The organism is Streptomyces sp. RKAG290, assembly GCF_023701695.1.
Classification (GTDB): domain Bacteria; phylum Actinomycetota; class Actinomycetes; order Streptomycetales; family Streptomycetaceae; genus Streptomyces.
The window spans coordinates 804771-825097 of sequence record NZ_JAJOZC010000001.1 but is presented as its reverse complement, the minus strand read 5'-3'; the positions used below and the strand labels follow the sequence as shown (position 1 = coordinate 825097).

Below are 20327 nucleotides of genomic sequence, written 5' to 3'. Positions count from 1 at the left end.
TACTGGAGCTGCTGAACTGCCACGTCCCTTTGGCTCCAGGAGCGTAAGTACGCCCCGAACCCGACGTCAACAGTTTGTTGAAATTCGTGGTGAAGAGGTGTTCCGGACGGCGTCGACGCCTGGGCGCGACAGGACAGGTGTCAGCGCCGACGCCGTCCGGAAGTCTGTGGGGCCGGGGTGTGGGCACCCGGCGGAGGTGGTGCCGGCCGGGCCCGCGGTGGGGCCCGGCCGCATCGGATCAGTCCTTGACGGGCTGGCCGGACAGGCGCTCGACCGAGCGCAGCAGCGCCGAGTGGTCCAAGCCGCCGTCACCCTGCGCACGCAGCGAGGCGACGAGCTGGGCGACCACGCCGCCGACGGGCAGCGCGGCACCGACATTGCGGGCGGCGTCCGTGACGATGCCCATGTCCTTGTGGTGCAGGTCGATCCGGAAGCCCGGGGCGAAGTCCCGGTTCAGGAAGTTGTTCTTCTTGCGGGTCAGCACGGTCGAGCCGGCCAGTCCGCCGTTGAGGACGTCGAGCGCGGCGGCGAGGTCGACCCCGGACTTCTCCAGGAAGACGACGGCCTCGGCGCAGGCCTGGATGTTGACCGCGACGATCAGCTGGTTGGCGGCCTTCACCGTCTGGCCGGAGCCGTGCGGACCGCAGAGCACGATGGTCTTGCCCAGTGCGTCGAGCACCGGCTTGGCGGCGTCGAAGTCGGCCTGCTCGCCGCCGACCATGATGGACAGCACGGCCTCGATGGCGCCGGCCTCGCCGCCGGACACGGGGGCGTCCAGTACCCGGATGCCCTTGTCCTGGGCGTTCTTGGCCAGGTCGACGGAGGTCTGCGGGGTGATCGAGGACATGTCGACCAGCAGCGCGCCGCGCTTGGCGTTCTCCAGGATGCCCTCGGAGCCGTACGCGATGGCCTCGACCTGCGGGGAGGCGGGCACCATCGTCACGATCACGTCGGCGTCCTTCACCGCCTCCGCGATCGAGGACGCGCCGGTGCCGCCGGCCGCGACCAGCCGGTCGACCTTGTCCTGCTCCAGGGTGTAGCCGGTGACGTCGTAACCGGCCTTGATCAGGTTCTCGGACATGGGCGAGCCCATGATGCCGAGACCGATCCACGCAACCTTGGGGAGGTTGTTGCTCATGAGGGTGCCTTCCGATAAGCGTGTGTACGAGGGGGAGTCCGCCGCCCTCAGCGGGCGGCCCGCGCGGTGGCCGGAAGCCACTCGAAGGACTCGGCGCTCGGCCGGTCGCCCGGCTTGTACTCCAGGCCGACCCAGCCGTCGTAACCGGCCTTGGTCAGCTCGTCGAGGAGCTGCTCCAGCGGGAGCGAGCCGGTGCCGGGTGCGCCGCGTCCGGGGTTGTCCGCGATCTGGACGTGACCTGTCTTGTCGGCGTATGCGGCGATGACCTGACTGAGGTCCTCGCCGTTCATCGACAGGTGGTACAGGTCGAGGAGGAACTTCGCGTTGCCGAGTCCCGTCGCCGCGTTGATCCGGTCGACGACCTCGATACCGGCCGGTGCGCTCACCAGCGGGTAGCGCGGCGACTCCGGCGCGTTCAGGGTCTCGATCAGCAGGATCGCCCCGACCCGGTCGGCCGCGCGGGCGGCGACGACCAGGTTCTCCAGGGCGAGCTCGTCCTGCACCGCGGGGTCCACGCCGTCGACGCGGTTGCCGTAGAGCGCGTTGAGCGCCTTGCAGCCCACCGAGGCGGCGAAGTCGGCCGCCACGTCGATGTTGGCGCGGAAGCGGTCCGACTCCGTGCCGGGCACGGAGAGTGCCCCGCGGTCCGGGCCGGGCAGCTGTCCGGCGTAGAAGTTCAGCCCCACCAGCTGGGTGCCGGCGTCGTCGAGCGCCTTCTTGAGGGCGTCGAGCTCTGCCTGCGCAGGGGTGGGGGTCTCGACCCAAGGCCACCACAGCTCGACCGCCGTGAAGCCTGCCGCGGCTGCTGCCGCGGGTCGCTCCAGGAGCGGGAGTTCCGTGTAGAGGATCGAAAGGTTTACATCGAAGCGCTGGTCCGGGTAGCCCATGAGGGTTTCGGCGCTCCTTCCGTATTGCGGAAGTTAGTTTCTGCTTAACGGAAGATTGCCCGGCGGGTGGGTGGGATGTCAAGGGGGTGCCCGGAATTCGGCCGGTCACGGGCGGTCACGACCGGCCCGGAGCGCCCGCGGACACACGGAAGGCGGGGCGGACGCCTTGCGGCCGCTCCGCCCCGCCTCCCGCCGTCCCTCACGGCACTACCCGGCGGGCACCGTGTCCTGGAAGGCCGTCCCCGCCGCCCGGTAGGCGCTCACCCGGGCAGTCACCTGCGCGGGGGTGAGGACCTGGTCCTTCACGTGCAGGACGTAGTCCACCTGCTGGTCGTACGCGCGGGGTGTCGTGCTCGTCTGACCTGCCAGATCGATCAGCCACTGGTTGAAGTTGATCGACATCGTCCGCTCCGGCAGATACGCCGCTCCGTGCGTGCCGAACACCTGGCCGTCGATGTAGTACGTGATCGCGCTGTCGTCGATGGTCACGACCAGGTCGTGCCAGCCGGCATAGCTCTGCCGGGCCTCGCTGTGCTGGTTGACCGCCTCCCAGGGATCGGGCCGGTAGGTCTCCCACGAGGTCGTGTAGAGGATGTTGCCGCTCTCGCCCCAGCCGCCGTTCGGCAGGTACTCGAAGTCGTACTCCGCGTAGTCGTCCGCCATCGGCGCCTTGAGGTCGTTGATGGTGAAGAAGGTCTGCACGAGATGGTCGCCGTCGGGACCGGAGACGGGCGCGTCGCTGAACTTCACCCGCGCCGCGTAGGTCCCGTTCCGGAACTTCATCGACTTGGTCAGCACCTCGGTCTGCTTCGTCGACTCACCGCTGCCCGCGGTCGACGTCTCCAGGTTCATCACCGAATTGCCGTTCTGGGTGGCGAAGGTGACGTTCTCCGGGGCCCAGGTGGCGCCGGGTACGCCCGGACCGCCGGAGTTGGAGCGGACGTTCCAGCCGTGGGCGGCGATCTGCGGGTCGGTGTGACCGCTGTAGTTGAAGTCGTCGAACAGCGTGGGTGCCCCGTCCGGCGGATCCGTGGGGTCCGTCGGGTCCGTGGGATCGGTCGGGTCGTTGCCCTGCGGGGCCTCTCCCCAGACCGTCGCGCCGCCGAGCTGCGCGGTCACCTTCGACCAGTCGCCGTACGTGCTGCGCCCGGCCGCGAAGGAGTAGTCGTCGCTCTGCAGCAGCGGCTGCCAGTTCGACCGGTAGAAGCGCAACTGCATGTCACCGGTGTCGGCGCCGGGGGCGAGCGATCCCGCCCCGGCGGTGAAACCGATCTCCAGATACCGGTCGGCGGTTGCGGTGGGTGAGGCGAGCGTGCCGAAGGTCCCGGTGATGTTCGCGCAGCCCTTCACCGCCCAGGAGCAGGCGAACCGGTACGCCTCGCCCGCCGCCTCGCCCTTGAAGTAGTAGCGGATCTTGACGTCGCTGAGCCGTACGGCTTCGCCGCCGGTGTTGCGCACCTTCAGCCAGGGTTCGCTCTGGTCGGCGGTGGCCCCCGCCGCGCTCGTGCGGTACTGCACGGCGAGCGTGCCGGCGGCGGCGCTCGCCGTGGACGGTACGGCGGCGAGCGCGGCGCAGCCGAGTACCAGGGTGGTGGCGGCAGCGGCCGCCGCACGGATCCGGCTCTTCGCGAGTGATTTCATGAACCTGTTCCTCTCCGGAACGGTCGTGGGGGAGTGGTGCCGGGGGATGTCTCGCTAGCGGGATGGCGCTGTTCCTGCGGTGGAGGCGGTCGTGAACGGCTCCGGGGTCAGGGGGCGGTAGCGCACGCCGAGGGCGTCCAGCCGTGCGGTGTGGCCGCCGAGGCGGGAGCGGAACCCGCCCCAGTCGCTCCGGCTGCCGGACCAGGCGCGGTCCGCGAGGGCGCACAGCCGCGGGTAGGTCAGGTACTCGATCCGCTCCGGCGTGCTCGCGTACTCGGTCCACAACTGGGCCTGGGTGCCCAGGATCCGGTCCGCCTCGGCCGGCTCCCAGTCGTCCGGCACCGGCCGGTGACCGTGCACCGCCCGCAGGTCCACCAGGGGGCCCGGCTGCGCGGGCGGTTCGCCGGAGTCCGCCGACTGGGCGTAGTCGAGGTACGTGGCCCGGTGGTGCGCGGTGACCACCTGGTGGCCGCGGCGGGCGGCTGCCCGCGCATGGACCGGGTCCCGCCAGGTCATCACCGTGAATTCGAGGGGGAGTTCGGAGCCGGTCTCGGCCCAGCCGATGGGTCGCCGGCCCTGTTCCGCCAGGAACGATCCGATCCGGCCCATGAACCAGCCGTGCAGCGCCGCCGCGTCGGGCAGTCCCTCGGCAGCGGCCTTGGCCACCGCCGCGGGGCTGGTCTCCCATTCGGTGGTCGGGCACTCCTCGCCACCGATGTGGATGTAGGGGGACGGAAAGACGTCCATGACCTCCTCCAGCACCGTCCGGCAGAAGTCGAAGACCCCCTCGTGGACGCCGAAGATCGTGTCGCAGACGCCCCAGCGGGTCCACACGTCCAGCCGCCGGGAGGGATCGTTGCCCAGCTCGGGATGGGCGGCGAGAGCCGCGCGCACATGGCCGGGCATCTCGACCTCGGGCACGATCCGCACCCCGCGCGCCGCCGCGTGGCGGACCAGGTCCCGCAGTTCCTGCCGGGTGTACGCCCCCGAGTGCGGAATCCCGTCGTACGTCTCCGGGCCGCTTCCCGGCGGTCCGGACATCGACTGCGTGCGGTGGCCGCCGATCCCGGTGAGTCTCGGGTAGGCGGCGACCGGCATCCGCCAGCCCTGGTCGTCGGTGAGGTGCAGGTGGAGGGTGTTGAGCTTGTGCAGCGCCATCAGGTCCACGTAACGCCGCAGGTAGGAGACCGGCTGGAAGTGCCGGGCGACATCCAGCATGGTGCCTCGCCAGGGGTGCGCGGGGACGTCGCTGATCTCGACGCAGGGCAGCGTCCACGGCGCGTCCCGCCGCGCCGTGCCCGACAGGGCCTCGGCCGGCAGCAGCTGACGGATCGTCTGGACGCCGCAGAGCAGGCCGGGGAGGCGCGCGGCACGCAGCAACAGGGTGTCCGGGCCGATGGTGAGCCCGTAGCCCTCCTCGCCGAGACCGCCCAGCTGCGGGTCGAGGGCCAGCACGATCCGGCCGGTGCCGCAGGGCCTGAGCGGCAGCCCGGTGGCGGGCGTGAGCAGGGTGCGCAACAGGTCGGCGGCGCCCTCCGCCCCGGGGTAGGCCCGTACGGCGGTGTGCTGGTCGAGGGTGAAGCGGCCGGGCCGGGTCGAGACCTTGCGGGGCGGGGGACGAGCGAGAGTTCGGGGCGTGATGCGGGCACGGGTGGCCTCCGGTTTCGGATCTCGGGCGGTCAGCCCTTGACGGCGCCGGCCGCGAAGCCGGAGGTGACACGGCGCTGGAGCACCAGGAAGACCACCAGCGCGGGCAGGGCGAAGAGGGTCGAGGCGGCCATGGTGGCGCCCCAGTCGGTGCCGAAGGTGTTCTGGAAGGACGACAGCCAGACCGGCAGCGTGCGGCTGTCCTGGTGCTTGATGATCAGGAAGTTGGCGTACGCGAACTCGTTCCACGCGGTGATGAAGCCGAACAGCGAGGTCGCCATCAGCCCCGGTGCGAGCAGCGGCAGCGCCACCCGTCGGAAGGCGCCGGTCCGGGTGCACCCGTCGACCTGCGCGGCCTCCTCCAGTTCTGGCGGAATGGTGGCGATGAAGCCGCGCAGCACCACGATCGAGAACGGCAGCGTGACCATGAAGTAGACGAGGGTGAGCGTCGGCAGCCGGTCCAGCATGTCCGTGTCGCGGGAGATGATGTAGAACGGGATGATCAACGACTCCCAGGGCGCCATCTGGGCGATGAAGACCATGAGCATGAACTGCCGCCGCCCCTTCCACCGCATCCTGGCCACGGCGTACGCCGAGCCGATGGCGACCAGCAGGGCCAGCAGGATCGAGCTGAGCGTCACCAGGAGGCTGTTGCGCCAGAACAGCTCGAACCCGTCGGCCTGCACGGCCGTGCGGAAGTGGTCGAGCGTCCAGGTGCGGGGGAAGAGCTTCGGGTCGGCGGACTGGATGTCACGGGACGGTTTGAACGCCGTCGAGATCATCCAGTAGACGGGGAACAGACAGACCAGGACGGTCAGTACGGCGGCGGCGTTCAGCGGGATCCGCCGGAGCCGCGGGCGCAGCAGGCTCATCGGGATTCGTCCTCCTGACGGAACATCTGGCGGAAGTAGAGGACGAGCACCCCGGACATCAGGACCACCGTGACCATCGAGGCGGCCGAGCCCAGGTCGTAGCGCTGTCCGGCGAGTGCGGTCTGCACGGCGTACACGGGCAGGATCGTGGTGGCGTCCCCCGGACCGCCGCGGGTCATCACCCAGATCTGGACGAACGCCTTGAACGTCCAGATGACTTCGAGGGAGAAGACCAGCAGGAAGATCGGCCGGAGCATCGGGAAAGTGACCGAGCGGAAGATCCGGGAGCCGGACGCACCGTCCAGCCGGGCCGACTCGTACAGCTCGGCCGGGACGGTGGTGAGCGCCGAGTACACGGTGATCGCCGCGAACGGCACCGACTGCCAGACGATCAGCAGGACCAGGATCGAGAAGGCCGCGGTGCCGTGCGCGAACCATGGATAGCGGTCGAACGAGGAGAAGCCGGCCTCGGTCAGCAGCCGGTTGACGATGCCGAACTCCGAGTGGAACAGCCACTGGAAGACCGTGGTGGCCGCGACCACCGGCATCGCCCAGGCGAGCACGAGCGCACTGAGCACCGTCGTACGCCCGAACCTGCCGAGCCGCTCGGTCATCAGCGCGACCAGCGTCGCGATCACCATGATCAGGACGACGTTGACCGCCATGAACAGGAAGGTGCGCCGGACCACCTCCCAGAACCGCGGGTCGGACAGCAGCGTCCGGTAGTTCCGCAGCCCGACGAACTCGGCGTCGCCCATGATCAGCTGGCGCAGCCGGAAGTCCTGGAGCGAGATCAGCACGGCCCGCAGGAGCGGGTAGAGCAGCAGGTAGAGCATCCCGCCGACCGCCGGTGCGATCAGGACGTACGGCCACAGGCCGCGCGGCTCCCCGGACCGCCGGCGGCGCGGCCGTCCGGCGGTGACGGCGGTCCGGGGTGGCCGGCGCACGGGGCTGGGGGGTGCGGTCCGTTCCCGGATGACCGGCACGGCACGTCTCCTCTCGGTGGGTGCTGCGGATCGGTGGCCCTGCGAGTCGCCGGCACCGTGGACCGGTGGTGATGTGGAGCGGGGGTGCTGTGGACCGGTGGTTCGGTCGACCGGCGGTTCTGCGGACCGGTAGCTCCGTCGGCCGGTGGTTCCGTCGGCCGGCGGTTCTGCGAACCGGGCGGGAGCGCGGTCAGGATCCGGTGTTCATCGCCCGGGTGATGTCCTGCGAGGCCTTGCCGGCCTCCTTCGCCGGGTCGTCACCGGTCAGGACCGCCGCCATGTAGTCCTTGATCGGGTTCTCGGCCTCGACGGCCGCCCAGCCGGGGGTGTTCGGCGTCGCGTGCCCGTTCGCCGCACCGGCCGCCATCGCCGCCGCGCCCGGATCGCCGGCCACCGCCGAGGCGAGCGTGGTCCGGTTCGGCACGTAGCTCATGGCCACGGCCAGCTTCTTCTGCCAGGCGTCACCGGTGAGCTCCTTGACGAAGGTCAGCGCGGCGTCCTGCTTGCCGGACGCCGTGGGGATGACCAGGTCGGAGCCGCCGGTGAAGACCGCCCCCGGGGTGTCCGCGGTCTTGCCCGGGATCGGGAAGAAGCCGAGCTTGCCCTTCAGGTCCGGGTTCTTCTCCACGACGACGTTGGCGCCGCCCGGGGTCGCGATCACCTGGGCCACCTTCCCCTGGGCCATCACATCGGCCTGCGGCGGATCGTCCTCGTCGGAGTCCTTCGGGCCGTTGCCGAGCGCCTGGAGCTTCCCGTAGAACTCCATCCCGCGCAGCGCCGCCGGGGTGTCCAGGGCGCCCTTCCACTTCCCGCCGGACTCGGTGGCCAGGTCGCCGCCCTCGTCCCAGACGAAGCCGGCCAGCGCGTACCACATCTGTCCCGGCAGGTAGATCCCCTGGGTGCCGCCCTTGTTGAGCTTCGTGGTGGCCGCGACCCACTGTTCGCGGGTCCTGACCGCGGACGCGTCGACGCCGGCCTTCTCGAACAGGTCGGTGCGGTAGATGACGACGCGGTTGGCGGCGTAGTACGGGATGCCGTACTGCTTGCCCTCGTAGGCTCCCGGCTCGGCGAGGCCCTTGAGCCAGTCCTTGCCGTTCAGCTCGTCGACCTTGTCGCTCAGGTCGAGCAGCCCGCCGCTCTGCGCGAACTGGGCCACCTGGGTGTTGCCGCTCTCGATCACATCCGGTGCGTCGTTGCTGGCCAGTGCGGCGGTGATCTTCTCCCCGATGCCGTCCCACTCCTGGATCTGGATCCGCACCCCGATGTCGGGGTGCTGGGCCTCGAACCCCTTGACGAACTCCTTCTGGAACTCGGCCGAGACGCTGTCGCGCATCAGCCACACGTCGATGTCCGTCCGCCCGTCACCGGACGCACCGGCGGAGTCGGAGGACGAGCTGCAGGCACTCAGTACGGCGGCCATCACGAGCGCGGACCCACCGGCAAGCAAGCGGTACTTCACGGTTCACCTCTGAGAGACAGGACCTGACCACCTGACCAGTGAAGCCCACTGGACAGCTCACCTCTTGATGGTGGATGAAGGTGGCATAGACCAATGAGGTCGTCAACCCCCTTGGTGTGACTGGGTTTTCGTGATCTCGAAGAAATCCGACCACGCCTGATACCCGTGGATGCCGCTACACTTCGTCTGACCAGTAACGCAGTTGAGGCCACTGGTCGCTCAACTGGTAAACAGTGAAACGTCAGGAGGGGCAGCGCATGCACGCGGACGCATCGGGGACGGTGCTCAAACGGGAACGGGCCCGCGACGCCGTACTGGAGCTGATCGAGTCACGCAGGCCCGGCGACGCGATTCCCTCGGAGCGTTCCCTCTGCGCCCTGCTCGGCGTCTCGCGGCCCACCCTGCGCGCCGCGATCGACGAGCTGGTGGCCGCCGGGCTGCTGGTGCGCGAGCACGGCCGGGGCATGTTCGTCGCACCCGCGAAGATCACCCAGGAGCTGATCTCCGCCGACCTCGCCCTGACGGTCCCGCAGGCGGCCGGGGCCTGGTCGAGCCGGCTGCTGGAGTTCACCACCCTGCAGGCCGGCGCCCGGGTCGGCCGCAAGCTGCGCATGTCGCCCGCGGCGGAGATCGTGTACGTCGCGCGCCTCCGGCTCGTCGACGGCGCCCCGATGGCGATCGAGCACCTGCACATCAGGGCCGGACTCGTCCCCGGGCTCTCGGCCCAGGAGCTGGAGAACGGCGATCTGTACGAGCACCTGCGCGAGCGCCACGACGTGCACGTGCACGAGGCGGTTCAGGCGATCGAGCCGACCGTGGTGACCCGGGCCGAGGCCCGGCTGCTGGACGTGCCGGAGCTCTCTCCGGCGCTGCTCTTCGAGCGGCTGACCTCCGACACCACCGGCAGCCCCGTGGAGTACGTGCACTCCCTGTACCGGGGCGACCGCTACCGGATCGTCTCCCGGCTCGCCCTCGGGCCGACTGCCGCCGTGGCGCCGGTGGCGGGCGGACATCACCCGGGAATCCCGCCGGGCGACTTCGCGCAGCGGGATCCCATCACCTCGTCCACCCGCGGTGACATCCAGTCCGCCGGATGAACCGCCGTTGCACCGGACGCAATGACCGGTGCGACTCTTGCGGCGGCCGCCGGGGAAGGCCACTGTGACTGACACATTCGACGCCGCCGACCCCACGAGGTGCCTCGCATGACCACCCCCACAAGCCGCCGCACGCTTCTCGGAGCACTCCTGGCGGGCGGTGCCCTGGCCGCCGCCCCCACGCTTCCCCGCGCCGTTCACCCGAGCCGGGCGCCGCTCACCCCGCACGGGGCGCCGGTGAAGGCCGGTTCGCTCTTCCTCGGCACCTACACCTCGACCACCCCGGGAGGAACCGGGATCGGCGTGGCCTCGTACGACCCGGAGGACGGGACGATCGCCGCCGGCACCGTCGTCACCGGGGTGGAGAACCCCTCCTACCTCGCGCTGCACCCCACCGGCGGCACGCTCTACGCCGTCGACGAGCAGGAGCAGGGCGGTGTGACCGCGGTGGCGCTCGCCGCCGACGGGACCTTCCGGGTGCTGGGGACGCGGGGCACCGGCGGCGCCGGTCCCTGCCACCTCTCGGTCCACCCGGGCGGGCAGTGGCTGTTCAGTGCGAACTACACCTCCGGCAGCATCGCCGTGCACCCCGTCGCCGCCGACGGCTCGCTGGGGGAGCGCACCGACCTGGTCGCCCACACCACCCCCGCTCCCGGTCCTGGCCAGGACGGGCCGCACGCCCACCAGATCATCACCGCCCCCGACGGCGGCCACCTCCTGGCCGCCGACCTCGGCAACGACACGGTGTACACCTACCGGCTGGACGAGGAGCACGGCACCCTGGAGCAGCTCTCGTACGCCGCCCTGCGCCCCGGCGCCGGACCGCGCCACCTCACCTTCCATCCGGGCGGCCGCCACGCCTACCTGGCGTGCGAGCTCGACAACACGGTCGTGGTCTGCGGCTACGACCCCGCCACCGGCGTCCTGACCCCCGGCTCCCCGCAGCCCACCGGAACGGGCAGCGGCACCAGCTACCCCGCCCAGCTGCTGGTCACCGCTGACGGCCGCTTCGCCTACCTGGCCAACCGGGGGCACAACAGCCTCACCCGGTACGCCGTCGAGGACGGCGGGCCACGCTGCGGCTGCTGGACACGGTGCCGGTGGGCGGCGACTTCCCCCGGCACATCGCCTTCTCGCCGGACGGTGCGCTGCTCCTCGCCGCCAACCAGAAGTCCGGCACGGTCACGGTGTTCCGGGTCGACGCGCAGAGCGGTGCCCTGGAGTCCGTGGGGACCCCCTTCGCGGCCCCGGCCGCGGTCTGCGTGCTGCCGCTGTAGCGCGGGGCCCGGACGGTGCGGTGCCCGTCCGTTAGGGTCGTGCCCGAGCCGCGGGTTTCTCCTGGACGCGGTGCGACGCATCATGGAGGAACAGTGCGCTTGAGAGTGGAGTTCACCACCGAGCCCTTCGATCTCGACGAGGCACCCGACCACGCGGTCGTGGCCCGTGAGGTCATCCAGTCCGCCGAGCTGGACGGCGTGGACGTCGGCCCCTTCGGCAACACGGCCGAAGGCGGCGCCGACGAGGTGCTCACCGCGGTGGACTCGCTGTTGCGCAAGGCCCTGGCATCGGGTGCCACCCGCGTCTCCCTGCAGGTCAATGTCATCGGGGAGGCCTCCAAGTGACCGAGCCCGCGGACCACCCCTCGTCACCGCGGTCAAGCCGCTCGTCGACGCCATGGGCGCCGAGTTGCTCGGACCGGACCAGGCGCAGCCGGACGACGTGGTGCTGGCGTGGGAGGGGAAGGACGTCATAGCCGTCCGGCTGCCGCAGCTCTCGGACTCGCTGGATCACATCCTGGCCGCGATGGAGCGCCGGCACGGCATGCCGCTCGCCGAGCTGGACCGCAGGACCAAGCAGGAGGTCGTGCGGACCCTGGAGGCACGCGGTGCCTTCTCGGTGCGGCACGGGGTCGAGACGGTGGCCGGCGCCCTGGGAGTCAGCCGGTTCACCGTCTACAACTACCTGAACAGGGACAACGGCCCAAGGCCGAGTAGCCGGGCCCGCGGACGGGTGCGCGCCGCGCAGCGTCGGGGAAGGCCGTCGTCCGGATCGTCGGGCGACGGCCTTTTACATGAACGTAATTTCAACAAAGTGTTGACGTGGTGTTGTGGAGGGCGTTAGCTATCCGCAGCCCGAACAACGCACAGCGAAAAACAGCCACGGAGGCTCCCGTGACTTCGAGCTCCACACCGGGCCTCGCCCGGTTCAACACCCTGGCGGACCGCGAGGCGGCCACCGCACTGCACGAGGTGTGTGCCAGTGCGGCCTGGGGAAGAGCGATCCTCTCCCGTCGCCCGTACGCCACCGCAGAAGCCCTGTTCGCCGCGAGCGACGCCGCCACCGCGGCTCTCGACGCGGAGGACCTGGCCGAAGCGATGGCCGGTCACCCGCCGATCGGCCGCCCGAAGCCCGGGGACCCGACCTCCTCCCGCGAACAGCGGGGGATGGACGGTGCCACCGAGGAGCTCAAGGCCGAGATGCTCGAACTGAACCTGGCCTACCAGGAGCGGTTCGGACATGTCTTCCTGATCTGCGCCACCGGTGCCACCGGTGAGCAGATGCGCGACGCGGTGAAGGCCCGGACCGGGAACTCGCCCGAGCAGGAGCGCGGACACGTGCGCACCGAACTGGGCAAGATCAACCGCATCAGGCTGACCCGTCTCGTCACAGAAGGAGAGTGAAGGTCTTGAGCACCTTCGCCACCGCATCGGTGTCCACCCACATCCTGGACACCAGCATCGGCCGCCCCGCCGCGGCCGTCGCCATCTCGCTCGCCGCCCGCACGGGCAGCGACGCGCAGTGGGTGACGCTCGGCGGATCGGCGACCGACGCGGACGGGCGCTGCAAGGACCTGCCGGCCCTGCCGGAAGGCACCACCCACGTACGGCTCGACTTCGAGACCGAGTCGTACTTCGCCAGCAAGAAGCAAGCCGAGGCGCAGCAGGACGCCCCCCGCGTAAGGGACAGCGGTGCGTTTTTCCCCGAGGTGACGATCACATTCGCCGTCACCCCGGGCGAGCACTATCACGTACCGCTGCTGCTCAACCCGTTCGGCTACTCCGTATACCGAGGGAGCTAGCAGACACATGCCCACGATTCTCGGCCAGAACCAGTACGGCAAAGCAGAGAACCGCGTCGTCAAGATCACGCGGGACGGCGACACGCACCACATCAAGGACCTGAACGTCTCGGTCGCCCTGTCCGGCGACATGGACGACGTCCACTACTCCGGCTCCAACGCGAACGTCCTGCCGACGGACACCACCAAGAACACGGTGTTCGCGTTCGCCAAGGAGTACGGAATCGAGTCCGCCGAGCAGTTCGGCATCCACCTCGCCCGTCACTTCGTGACGACGCAGGAGCCGATCAAGGTCGCCCGCATCCGCATCCAGGAGTACTCCTGGGAGCGCATCGCGACCTCGGACAACAACTCCAGGTTCATCGGATCGGACGAGGTCAACCACTCCTTCGCCCGCAAGGGCCAGGAACTGCGCACCACGCAGATCACCTACGACGGTGAGAAGTGGGAGATCATCTCCGGCCTGAAGGACCTCACGGTCATGAACTCCACCAACTCGGAGTTCTGGGGCTACGTCAAGGACAAGTACACGACGCTCAAGGAGGCGTACGACCGCATCCTGTGCACCGACGTCGCCGCCGCCTGGCGCTACAACTGGACCAGCGACGACGACCGGATGCCCAACTGGGAGAAGTCGTACGAGCAGGCCAAGAAGCACATCCTGCAGGCCTTCGCCGAGACGTACTCGCTCTCGCTTCAGCAGACCCTGTACCAGATGGGTTCGCGGGTCATCAACAGCCGTAGCGAGATCGACGAGATCCGCTTCTCGCTGCCGAACAACCACCACTTCCTGGTGGACCTGGAGCCGTTCGGTCTCAAGAACGACAACGAGGTCTACTTCGCGGCCGACCGTCCGTACGGGCTCATCGAGGCCACCGTGCTGCGGGACGGCATCGAGCCGCAGATCCCGGTCGACATGACCAACCTCTGACGCGGCGCCGCGCCGGTCCCCGTCCGTCCACAGCGGACGGGGGCCGGCCGGACCGGAGGGAACTCCCATGGCAAAGCCTGCACTCGAGCCGGCAGAATCGACAGGTCCATGTCCCACCCCACCGGACGGTTCGGTCCATCCGGTGGACGAGAAGCTTTCCCCGTCGCGGCTCCTGCCCGCCGCGCTGCAGCACATCGCCGCCATGTACGCGGGCGTCGTCACCCCTCCGCTCATCATCGGCCAGGCCGTCGGCCTCGACCAGGCGGGCATGACCCGGCTGATCGCGGCGAGCCTCCTGATCGCCGGCTGCGCCACCATCCTGCAGACGCTCGGCATCGGAGGGTTCGCCGGCAACCGGCTGCCCTTCGTCAACGCCGCCTCCTCCGCCGGAATCGCTCCGATGCTCGCCATCGCCGAGACCAGCGCCCCGGGCCACCAACTCCCCGCGATCTACGGGGCGGTGCTCGTGGCAGGTGTGTTCTGCCTGCTCGTCGGCCCGTTCTTCGGCAGACTGCTGCGGTTCTTCCCGCCGCTCGTCACCGGCGTCGTCATCACCCTCATCGGTGTCACGCTGATGCCGGTCCCGGTCTCCTGGGCGCAGGGCGGCGACAAGACCGCCACCGACTTCGGCGCGATGAAGTACCTCGCGCTGGCCGCCTTCACCCTGGCCGTCATCCTGCTGATCCAGCGGTTCGGACGCGGCTTCCTGCGTCAAGTAGCTCTGCTCATGGGGCTGGTGATCGGCACCCTGGCAGCCGTTCCGTTCGGGCTCGCCGACTTCTCCGCGCTCAGGTCCGCGCCGCTGGCCGCGCTGCCCGCCCCCTTCGCCTTCGGCGCACCGGAGTTCCAGCCCGCCGCGATCCTCTCGCTCTGCATCGTGATGCTCGTCCTGATGACCGAGTCGTCCGCCGGGATGCTGGCGCTGGGTGAGATCTGCGACCGGGAAACCGACGGCCGGACCATCACCCGCGGACTGCGCACCGACGGCATCGCCACCCTCCTCGGCCCGGTCTTCGGCGGCTTCCCGACGAGCGCCTTCGCGCAGAACGTCGGTGTGGTCTCGCTGACGAAGGTGCGCAGCCGCTACGTCGTCGCGGCAGCCGGCGGCGCCCTGCTGGTCCTCGGTGTCTTCCCGGTGCTCGGCGCCGTCGTCTCGCTCGTCCCGATGCCCGTGCTCGGCGGTGCAGGCATCGTCCTGTTCGGCTCGATCGCGGTCAGCGGGATCCGCACCCTCTCCGAGGCCGGACTCGACGACAGCTCCAACATCATCCTGGTCGCCGTGGCACTCGGGGCCGGCATCATCCCGCTCGCCGCGCCCGGCTTCTACGCGCAGTTCCCGCCCTGGGCGCAGACCGTGCTGGGCTCCGGGATCAGCGCCGGCGCGCTCGTCGCGGTCCTGCTCAACCTCTTCTTCCACCATCTCGGCACCCACAGGCCTGCGGCCGTGGCACTCAAATCCTCCTAGGGTCCTGCCGTGCCCGACACGCTGATGAGAGAAGGAAGCACCATGGCAGCACCGGCAGCCCCCGACGGTGTGGAACGCATCGTCATCGAGAACTGCTCGATCGCGACCGTCGACGCCGACGACACCGAGTACGCCTCGGGCCACGTCGTCGTCGCGGGCAATCGCATCGAGTCGGTCGGCGCCGGCCGGGCACCGGAGGGCCTGGAGAACGTCGTACGCCGGATCGACGGCACCGGGCATCTCGTCACGCCCGGCCTGGTCAACACGCACCACCACTTCTACCAGTGGATCACCCGCGGTCTGGCCACCGACCACAGCCTGTTCGAGTGGCTGGTCGCGCTGTACCCGACCTGGGCGCGCATCGACGAGTCGATGGCCCGCGTCGCCGCGCAGGGCTCGCTCGCCATGATGGCCCGCGGCGGTGTCACCACCGCCATGGACCACCACTACGTCTACCCGCGGGGCTCCGGCGACCTGTCCGGCGCCATCATCGGCGCGGCCCGCGACATGGGCGTACGGTTCACGCTGGCCCGCGGTTCCATGGACCGCAGCGAGAAGGACGGCGGACTGCCGCCGGACTTCGCCGTGGAGAGCCTCGAAGGCGCACTGGCCGGCACCGAGGCGACCATCGACGCACACCACGACGCCTCCTTCGACGCGATGACCCAGATCGCCGTCGCCCCCTGCTCCCCCTTCTCCGTGTCCACCGAACTGATGCGACAGGGAGCCGAGTTGGCGCGCCGTCGCGGGGTACGGCTGCACACCCACGGCTCGGAGACCGTGGAGGAGGAGAAGTTCTGCCACGAGCTGTTCGGCATGGGGCCGACCGACTACTTCGAGTCGACCGGCTGGCTCGGCGAGGACGTGTGGATGGCGCACTGCGTCCACATGAACGACTCCGACATCGCCGCGTTCGCCCGCACCGGCACCGGTGTCGCGCACTGCCCGTCCTCCAACGCCCGGCTGGCCGCGGGCATCGCCCGGGTCCCGGACATGCTCGCCGCGGGCGTCCCCGTCGGCCTCGGCGTCGACGGCACCGCGTCCAACGAGTCCGGTGAGCTCCACACCGAGCTGCGCAACGCCCTCCTCATCAACCGCCTCGGCCCGCACCGGGAACGCGCGCTGAACGCCCGTCAGGCCCTGCGCCTGGGCACGTACGGGGGCGCGCAGGTCCTCGGCCGTGCCGAGCAGATCGGCTCGCTGGAGCCCGGCAAGCTCGCGGACCTGGTGCTCTGGAAGCTGGACACCCTCGCCCACGCCTCCATCTCCGACCCGGTGACCGCCCTGGTCTTCGGCGCCGCGGCCCCGGTCACCCTCTCGCTCGTCGACGGCAAGCCGGTCGTCGAGTCCAACCACCTGATCACCGTGGACGAGGACACCATCGCCCGCGCCACCCGCGACGAGGCCCGCCGCCTCGCGCAGATCGCCGCCGGAGCCTGACGGCCCGGCACCCCCCTACTGGCCGACCGAGGGGGACGGCCCTCGGCCGGCCGCCGTGGACCCGAGCGGGGCCCACGGCAACCGGTGCGGGGGGCACGTACCCATACGTACGTGCCTCCCCGTACCGGCGGACCCAAGCTGCCCGCACCAGCTGCACAACCTGCCCCACCTGCACCAACGCACCACCTCCCTGACACCCACGTCGCCTCAGATGTGCACCCGACCGGAGGAACCGCCGTGGCAGCTACGCCCAGGTTTCGCAACGACGCAGTCGCAGCACCCGACCCCGGCACCGAGCCGGATCCGGCCTCGGAAGACCGGACCCACCCGGTCGACGAGACCCTCCCCCCACTGAAGATGTTCACCAGCGGCCTGCAGCACGTGGCCGCGATGTACGCGGGCGTGGTGGCCCCGCCCATGATCGTGGGACCCGCCGTGGGCCTCACGCCCAAGGAGACCGCCTTCCTGATGGGGGCGAGCCTGTTCACCGCGGGGATAGCCACCCTGCTCCAGACCCTCGGGTTCTGGCGAATAGGCGCTCGGCTGCCGTTCGTCAACGGCGTCTCGTTCGCCGGAGTGACCCCGATGGTGGCCATCGGCAAGGACCGCGGACACGACGGCATCGCCGTCATCTTCGGCGCGATCATCGTCGCGAGCCTTCTCGGCTTCGTCCTCGCCCCCTATTTCTGCAAACTGGTGCGGTTCTTCCCGCCCGTCGTCACCGGCACGGTCATCACCCTGATCGGTGTCTCGCTGCTCCCGGTCGCCTTCAACTGGTCCCAGGGCGGCAACGCCACTGCCGACGACTACGGTTCGACCACCAACATCATCATGGCCGCGGTCACCCTGGTGATCGTCCTCGCCCTGCGCAAGCTGCTGCGCGGCTTCCTCCAGCAGATCGCGATCCTGCTCGGACTCGTCATCGGCACCCTGATCGCCATCCCGGTCGGCATCACCGACTTCGGCGCCATCAAGGACGCCGACATGGTCGGCTTCCCCACCCCGTTCCACTTCGGGGCGCCGCAGTTCGAGGTCGCCGCGATCGTCTCGATGTGCATCGTCATGCTGGTCTGCATGACCGAGTCGACCGCCGACATGCTGGCGCTCGGCAAGATAGTGGACCGTCCCGCCGACGAGCGGACCATCGAGGGCGGTCTGCGCGCCGACACGCTGGGCAGCGCCATCAGCCCGCTCTTCAACGGCTTCATGTGCAGCGCCTTCGCCCAGAACATCGGTCTGGTCGCGATGACCAAGGTCCGCAGCCGCTTCGTGGTCGCCGCGGGCGGCGGCATCCTCATCCTGCTCGGCCTGTTCCCGGTGGCCGCCTCCGTCATCGCGCTGGTACCGCTGCCGGTGCTCGGCGGCGCGGGCATCGTGCTCTTCGGTTCGGTCGCCGCGAGCGGCATCCAGACGCTGGCGAGTGCGGCACTGGAGAAGGGCGAGAACGCGCTGATCGTGGCCGCCGCCGTCGGCATCGGCCTGATCCCGATCGCCGCGCCGGAGTTCTACCACGCGTTCCCCAAGGACCTGCTCGTCGTCCTGGACTCCGGGATCTCCACCGGGTGCGTCGTGGCGATCGTCCTCAACCTGGCCTTCAACCACCTGGGCCGGCAGCCGGACACCGAGCCTGACGTGGAGCCGGAGGCCAGCGATCCGGTCAAGGCGGCTTCGGTCGGGGCGCACTGACGGCCCGTCACCGTACTGTGGCGCGTAAGGCTTCGCCCGCGAGGGCGGCCCTGCGCGCCACAGCCGCTTTCGGCGACGTCAGCCGATGTGGAAGCTGTCGCCGTACACCTTCCAGTCGAGCGGCGGATCCAGGTTCAGATTGCCGTTCTCCAGGAAGACCCGCTGGGCGGTGTCCACCCGGCTGGTGTCCGAGTGGGCCTCCTCCTGCTTCATGGCCCAGACCCGCGCGTCCAGGAAGGCGTTGAGGTAGGTGACCTCGTCGCCGCCCTGGGCCGGCGGCTTCGCCTGGGCGAGGGCGCGCTCGCGGATGGAGCCGAAGCTCGTGCTGTCGCCGCCGTTGCCGTGCATGACGATGGCGTCGTAGTAGGCGAACTGGCCGAGTGTGCCGAGTCCGTCGCTCCTGCCGCGGCTGACCGCCGGATCGAAGTACACCCGGTCGCGCTCGTCGTTCTGCGCCTGCTGGAACGCCGGGTCGTCCGCCGCCGTCTCCCAGGCCTCGGAGAAGCCCGGGTCGAGTCCCTCGTGCGAGTCGGTGCCGTCCACCTCCCGCAGCGCCGGCAGGTACTCCGCGAGCGCGTTGCCCGGCTCCCGCTGGGTGTACAGCTCCACCAGGTCGAGCATGTCGCCGGTGCCGGAGCAGAAGCCGATGATGCCCGCCGTGTAGCCGCGGCCGTCGCCGATGTCCTCGATGTAGCGGTACTGGGACTTCCAGTCGAGCGAGGAGTTCTCCGCACTGGAGACCAGCTGCATCGCGATGTCCTTCTTCGCCGGATCGTCGAGCCCGGTCGCGGCAGCCTCCTGGTGGTGAACGGCCGAGGGTGCGTGGCCGGTGCCGGCGAAGGCGGTGGCGGGCACCGCCGTGAGCGTCAGCCCGAGCGCGACGAGCGCGACGCGCAGGGCCCGGGTGTTGCGACGTGCGGTGCGCTTGTGGGGAGCGTGCACCAGTCCTCCAAGGGAGTTCGTCGTTCCGATTGCTCTGTTAGGAAGCTTTCCTATCAGAGTCGAACGACTGTCGTACACCCCTTCGACGCAAGCGAGTTGGCGGCGCCACGGCACACGCGGACGGCCCCGCACCGGACGCGTGGGCGCCTGGTGCGGGGCCGTCCCGAGGCCCTGCCGCAACGGGTGGGCCGAGGGGCTACCGCCCCCGATCCGGTAGCTGTCTCCGTACACCTTCCAGCTCAGCGGCGTCTCCAGACCGAGCTTGCCCTCGCGCAGGAACACCCGCTGAGCCGTCTCGACGCGGCTGGTGTCGGTGTGCGAGGGCTCCTTCCGGATCGCCGCGACCCGGGCGTCCAGGAAGGCGTCGAGATAGTCGACCTCGTCGCCGCCCTGCGAGGGAGCGTGGGCCTCGGCGAGCGCCTGGCGGCGCATCGTGCGGAAGCCGACCGTGCCGTCCGTGTCGCCCGCCCCGTGCATGACGTAGGCGTCGTAGTAGATGAACTGGCCGAGCGCCCCGAGCCCGTCCTTCCTGGCCTGTCCGACGGCGGGGCCGAAGTACGCGGCGTCCCGTTCGGCGTCCTGCGCCGAACGGAAGGCCGCGTCACCGGCCGCCTTCGCCCACGCCCCGGCGAACGGGCGGCCGAGGCCGGTGTGCGCGTCGGTGCCCTCCACCGCACGCAGCGCCGGCAGGAATCGTTCCAGCGGATTGCCGGGGCGGGCCCTCGCGTACCGCTCGACGACCTCCCGCATGTCGCCGGTGCCGGAGCAGAAGCCGATGATGCCCCCGGTGTATCCGCGGCCGTCGCCGATGTCCTGGATGTACTTGTACTGGGACTTCCAGTCCAGGGTCGAGTTCTCCGCGCTGGAGACCAGCTGCATGGCGATGTCCTTCTTCGCCGGATCCGCCAGCCCCGTACCCGCCGATCCCTTGCCGTACGCGGTGTCCGGCCCCGCTCCCGAACAGCCGGACAGCACGGCCACCGCCAGGAGGAGGGCCGCGGCGGACGCGGTCAGGGAACGCTTGGTGAGCTTCACCTCCCCAGCCTGCCAGGCCGCG

General features: G+C 70.1%; 15 protein-coding genes and 4 pseudogenes. 10 read left to right on the top strand and 9 right to left on the bottom strand.

The features are described 5' to 3' along the window. Positions 1 to 238 precede the first annotated feature (238 nt). From LNW71_RS03540 to LNW71_RS03510, 7 genes and pseudogenes are all read right to left on the bottom strand, one after another. Complete coding sequence (locus tag LNW71_RS03540; RefSeq protein WP_250966875.1) at positions 239 to 1138, bottom strand: 2-hydroxy-3-oxopropionate reductase; 900 nt, start codon at positions 1136 to 1138, stop codon at positions 239 to 241. Between the two features lie 47 nt (positions 1139 to 1185). Further along, complete coding sequence (locus tag LNW71_RS03535) at positions 1186 to 2025, bottom strand: TIM barrel protein (protein WP_250966874.1); 840 nt, start codon at positions 2023 to 2025, stop codon at positions 1186 to 1188. A gap of 207 nt (positions 2026 to 2232) precedes the next feature. Then, positions 2233 to 3666, bottom strand: coding sequence for a cellulose binding domain-containing protein (locus LNW71_RS03530; RefSeq protein ID WP_250966873.1), 1434 nt, complete (start codon positions 3664 to 3666; stop codon positions 2233 to 2235). A 54-nt stretch (positions 3667 to 3720) separates the two neighbouring features. Next, positions 3721 to 5315: pseudogene (locus LNW71_RS03525) on the bottom strand (beta-N-acetylhexosaminidase). 30 nt (positions 5316 to 5345) lie between these two features. Next, the gene (locus LNW71_RS03520) at positions 5346 to 6185 is read right to left on the bottom strand and encodes a carbohydrate ABC transporter permease (protein WP_250966872.1); all 840 of its coding nucleotides are present in this window, start codon (positions 6183 to 6185) and stop codon (positions 5346 to 5348) included. Continuing rightward, positions 6182 to 7171, bottom strand: coding sequence for a carbohydrate ABC transporter permease (locus tag LNW71_RS03515; protein ID WP_250966871.1), 990 nt, complete (start codon positions 7169 to 7171; stop codon positions 6182 to 6184). Before LNW71_RS03515 ends, LNW71_RS03520 begins: the two co-directional genes overlap by 4 nt. A gap of 190 nt (positions 7172 to 7361) precedes the next feature. Continuing rightward, on the bottom strand, positions 7362 to 8630 hold the full coding sequence (locus LNW71_RS03510; protein WP_250966870.1) for an extracellular solute-binding protein: 1269 nt from the start codon (positions 8628 to 8630) through the stop codon (positions 7362 to 7364). Positions 8631 to 8887: 257 nt separating this feature from the next. On the opposite strand from LNW71_RS03510, the gene LNW71_RS03505 reads away from it, so the two are divergent. The 10 genes and pseudogenes from LNW71_RS03505 to LNW71_RS03460 all read left to right on the top strand — a co-directional run bounded on the left by LNW71_RS03505 (position 8888) and on the right by LNW71_RS03460 (position 18328). Next, the gene (locus LNW71_RS03505; RefSeq protein ID WP_250966869.1) at positions 8888 to 9727 is read left to right on the top strand and encodes a GntR family transcriptional regulator; all 840 of its coding nucleotides are present in this window, start codon (positions 8888 to 8890) and stop codon (positions 9725 to 9727) included. 108 nt (positions 9728 to 9835) lie between these two features. Further along, positions 9836 to 11004 (top strand): annotated as a pseudogene (locus LNW71_RS03500) (lactonase family protein). A 93-nt stretch (positions 11005 to 11097) separates the two neighbouring features. Continuing rightward, a complete protein-coding gene (locus LNW71_RS03495) occupies positions 11098 to 11349 on the top strand; it encodes a hypothetical protein (protein ID WP_250966868.1) in 252 nt (83 codons plus the stop codon). Then, positions 11324 to 11713: pseudogene (locus tag LNW71_RS03490) on the top strand (helix-turn-helix domain-containing protein); the annotation flags it as partial. The gene LNW71_RS03495 and the pseudogene LNW71_RS03490, both read left to right, overlap by 26 nt. Positions 11714 to 11898: 185 nt before the next feature. Continuing rightward, positions 11899 to 12408, top strand: a complete 510-nt coding sequence (uraD, locus tag LNW71_RS03485; RefSeq protein WP_250966867.1) for a 2-oxo-4-hydroxy-4-carboxy-5-ureidoimidazoline decarboxylase — start codon at positions 11899 to 11901, stop codon at positions 12406 to 12408. A 5-nt stretch (positions 12409 to 12413) separates the two neighbouring features. Further along, positions 12414 to 12806: a hydroxyisourate hydrolase gene (gene uraH, locus LNW71_RS03480; RefSeq protein WP_250966866.1), complete on the top strand. Its 393-nt coding sequence runs from the start codon at positions 12414 to 12416 to the stop codon at positions 12804 to 12806. Between the two features lie 7 nt (positions 12807 to 12813). Next, entirely contained in the window at positions 12814 to 13737 is a 924-nt protein-coding gene (gene pucL / locus LNW71_RS03475; RefSeq protein ID WP_250966865.1) for a factor-independent urate hydroxylase, read from the top strand. 67 nt (positions 13738 to 13804) lie between these two features. Further along, positions 13805 to 15202, top strand: a complete 1398-nt coding sequence (locus LNW71_RS03470; protein ID WP_250966864.1) for a nucleobase:cation symporter-2 family protein — start codon at positions 13805 to 13807, stop codon at positions 15200 to 15202. A gap of 42 nt (positions 15203 to 15244) precedes the next feature. Then, positions 15245 to 16642 carry an 8-oxoguanine deaminase gene (locus LNW71_RS03465; RefSeq protein WP_250966863.1) on the top strand — a complete coding sequence of 466 codons (1398 nt, stop codon included), beginning with the start codon at positions 15245 to 15247 and terminating at the stop codon, positions 16640 to 16642. A 237-nt stretch (positions 16643 to 16879) separates the two neighbouring features. Then, positions 16880 to 18328 carry a nucleobase:cation symporter-2 family protein gene (locus LNW71_RS03460; RefSeq protein WP_250966862.1) on the top strand — a complete coding sequence of 483 codons (1449 nt, stop codon included), beginning with the start codon at positions 16880 to 16882 and terminating at the stop codon, positions 18326 to 18328. Between the two features lie 78 nt (positions 18329 to 18406). Here LNW71_RS03460 and LNW71_RS03455 read toward each other — a convergent pair whose 3' ends face one another. Then, positions 18407 to 19270 carry a chitosanase gene (locus LNW71_RS03455; RefSeq protein ID WP_250971888.1) on the bottom strand — a complete coding sequence of 288 codons (864 nt, stop codon included), beginning with the start codon at positions 19268 to 19270 and terminating at the stop codon, positions 18407 to 18409. Positions 19271 to 19474: 204 nt separating this feature from the next. Continuing rightward, positions 19475 to 20305: pseudogene (locus LNW71_RS03450) on the bottom strand (chitosanase); the annotation flags it as partial. Positions 20306 to 20327: the final 22 nt, after the last annotated feature.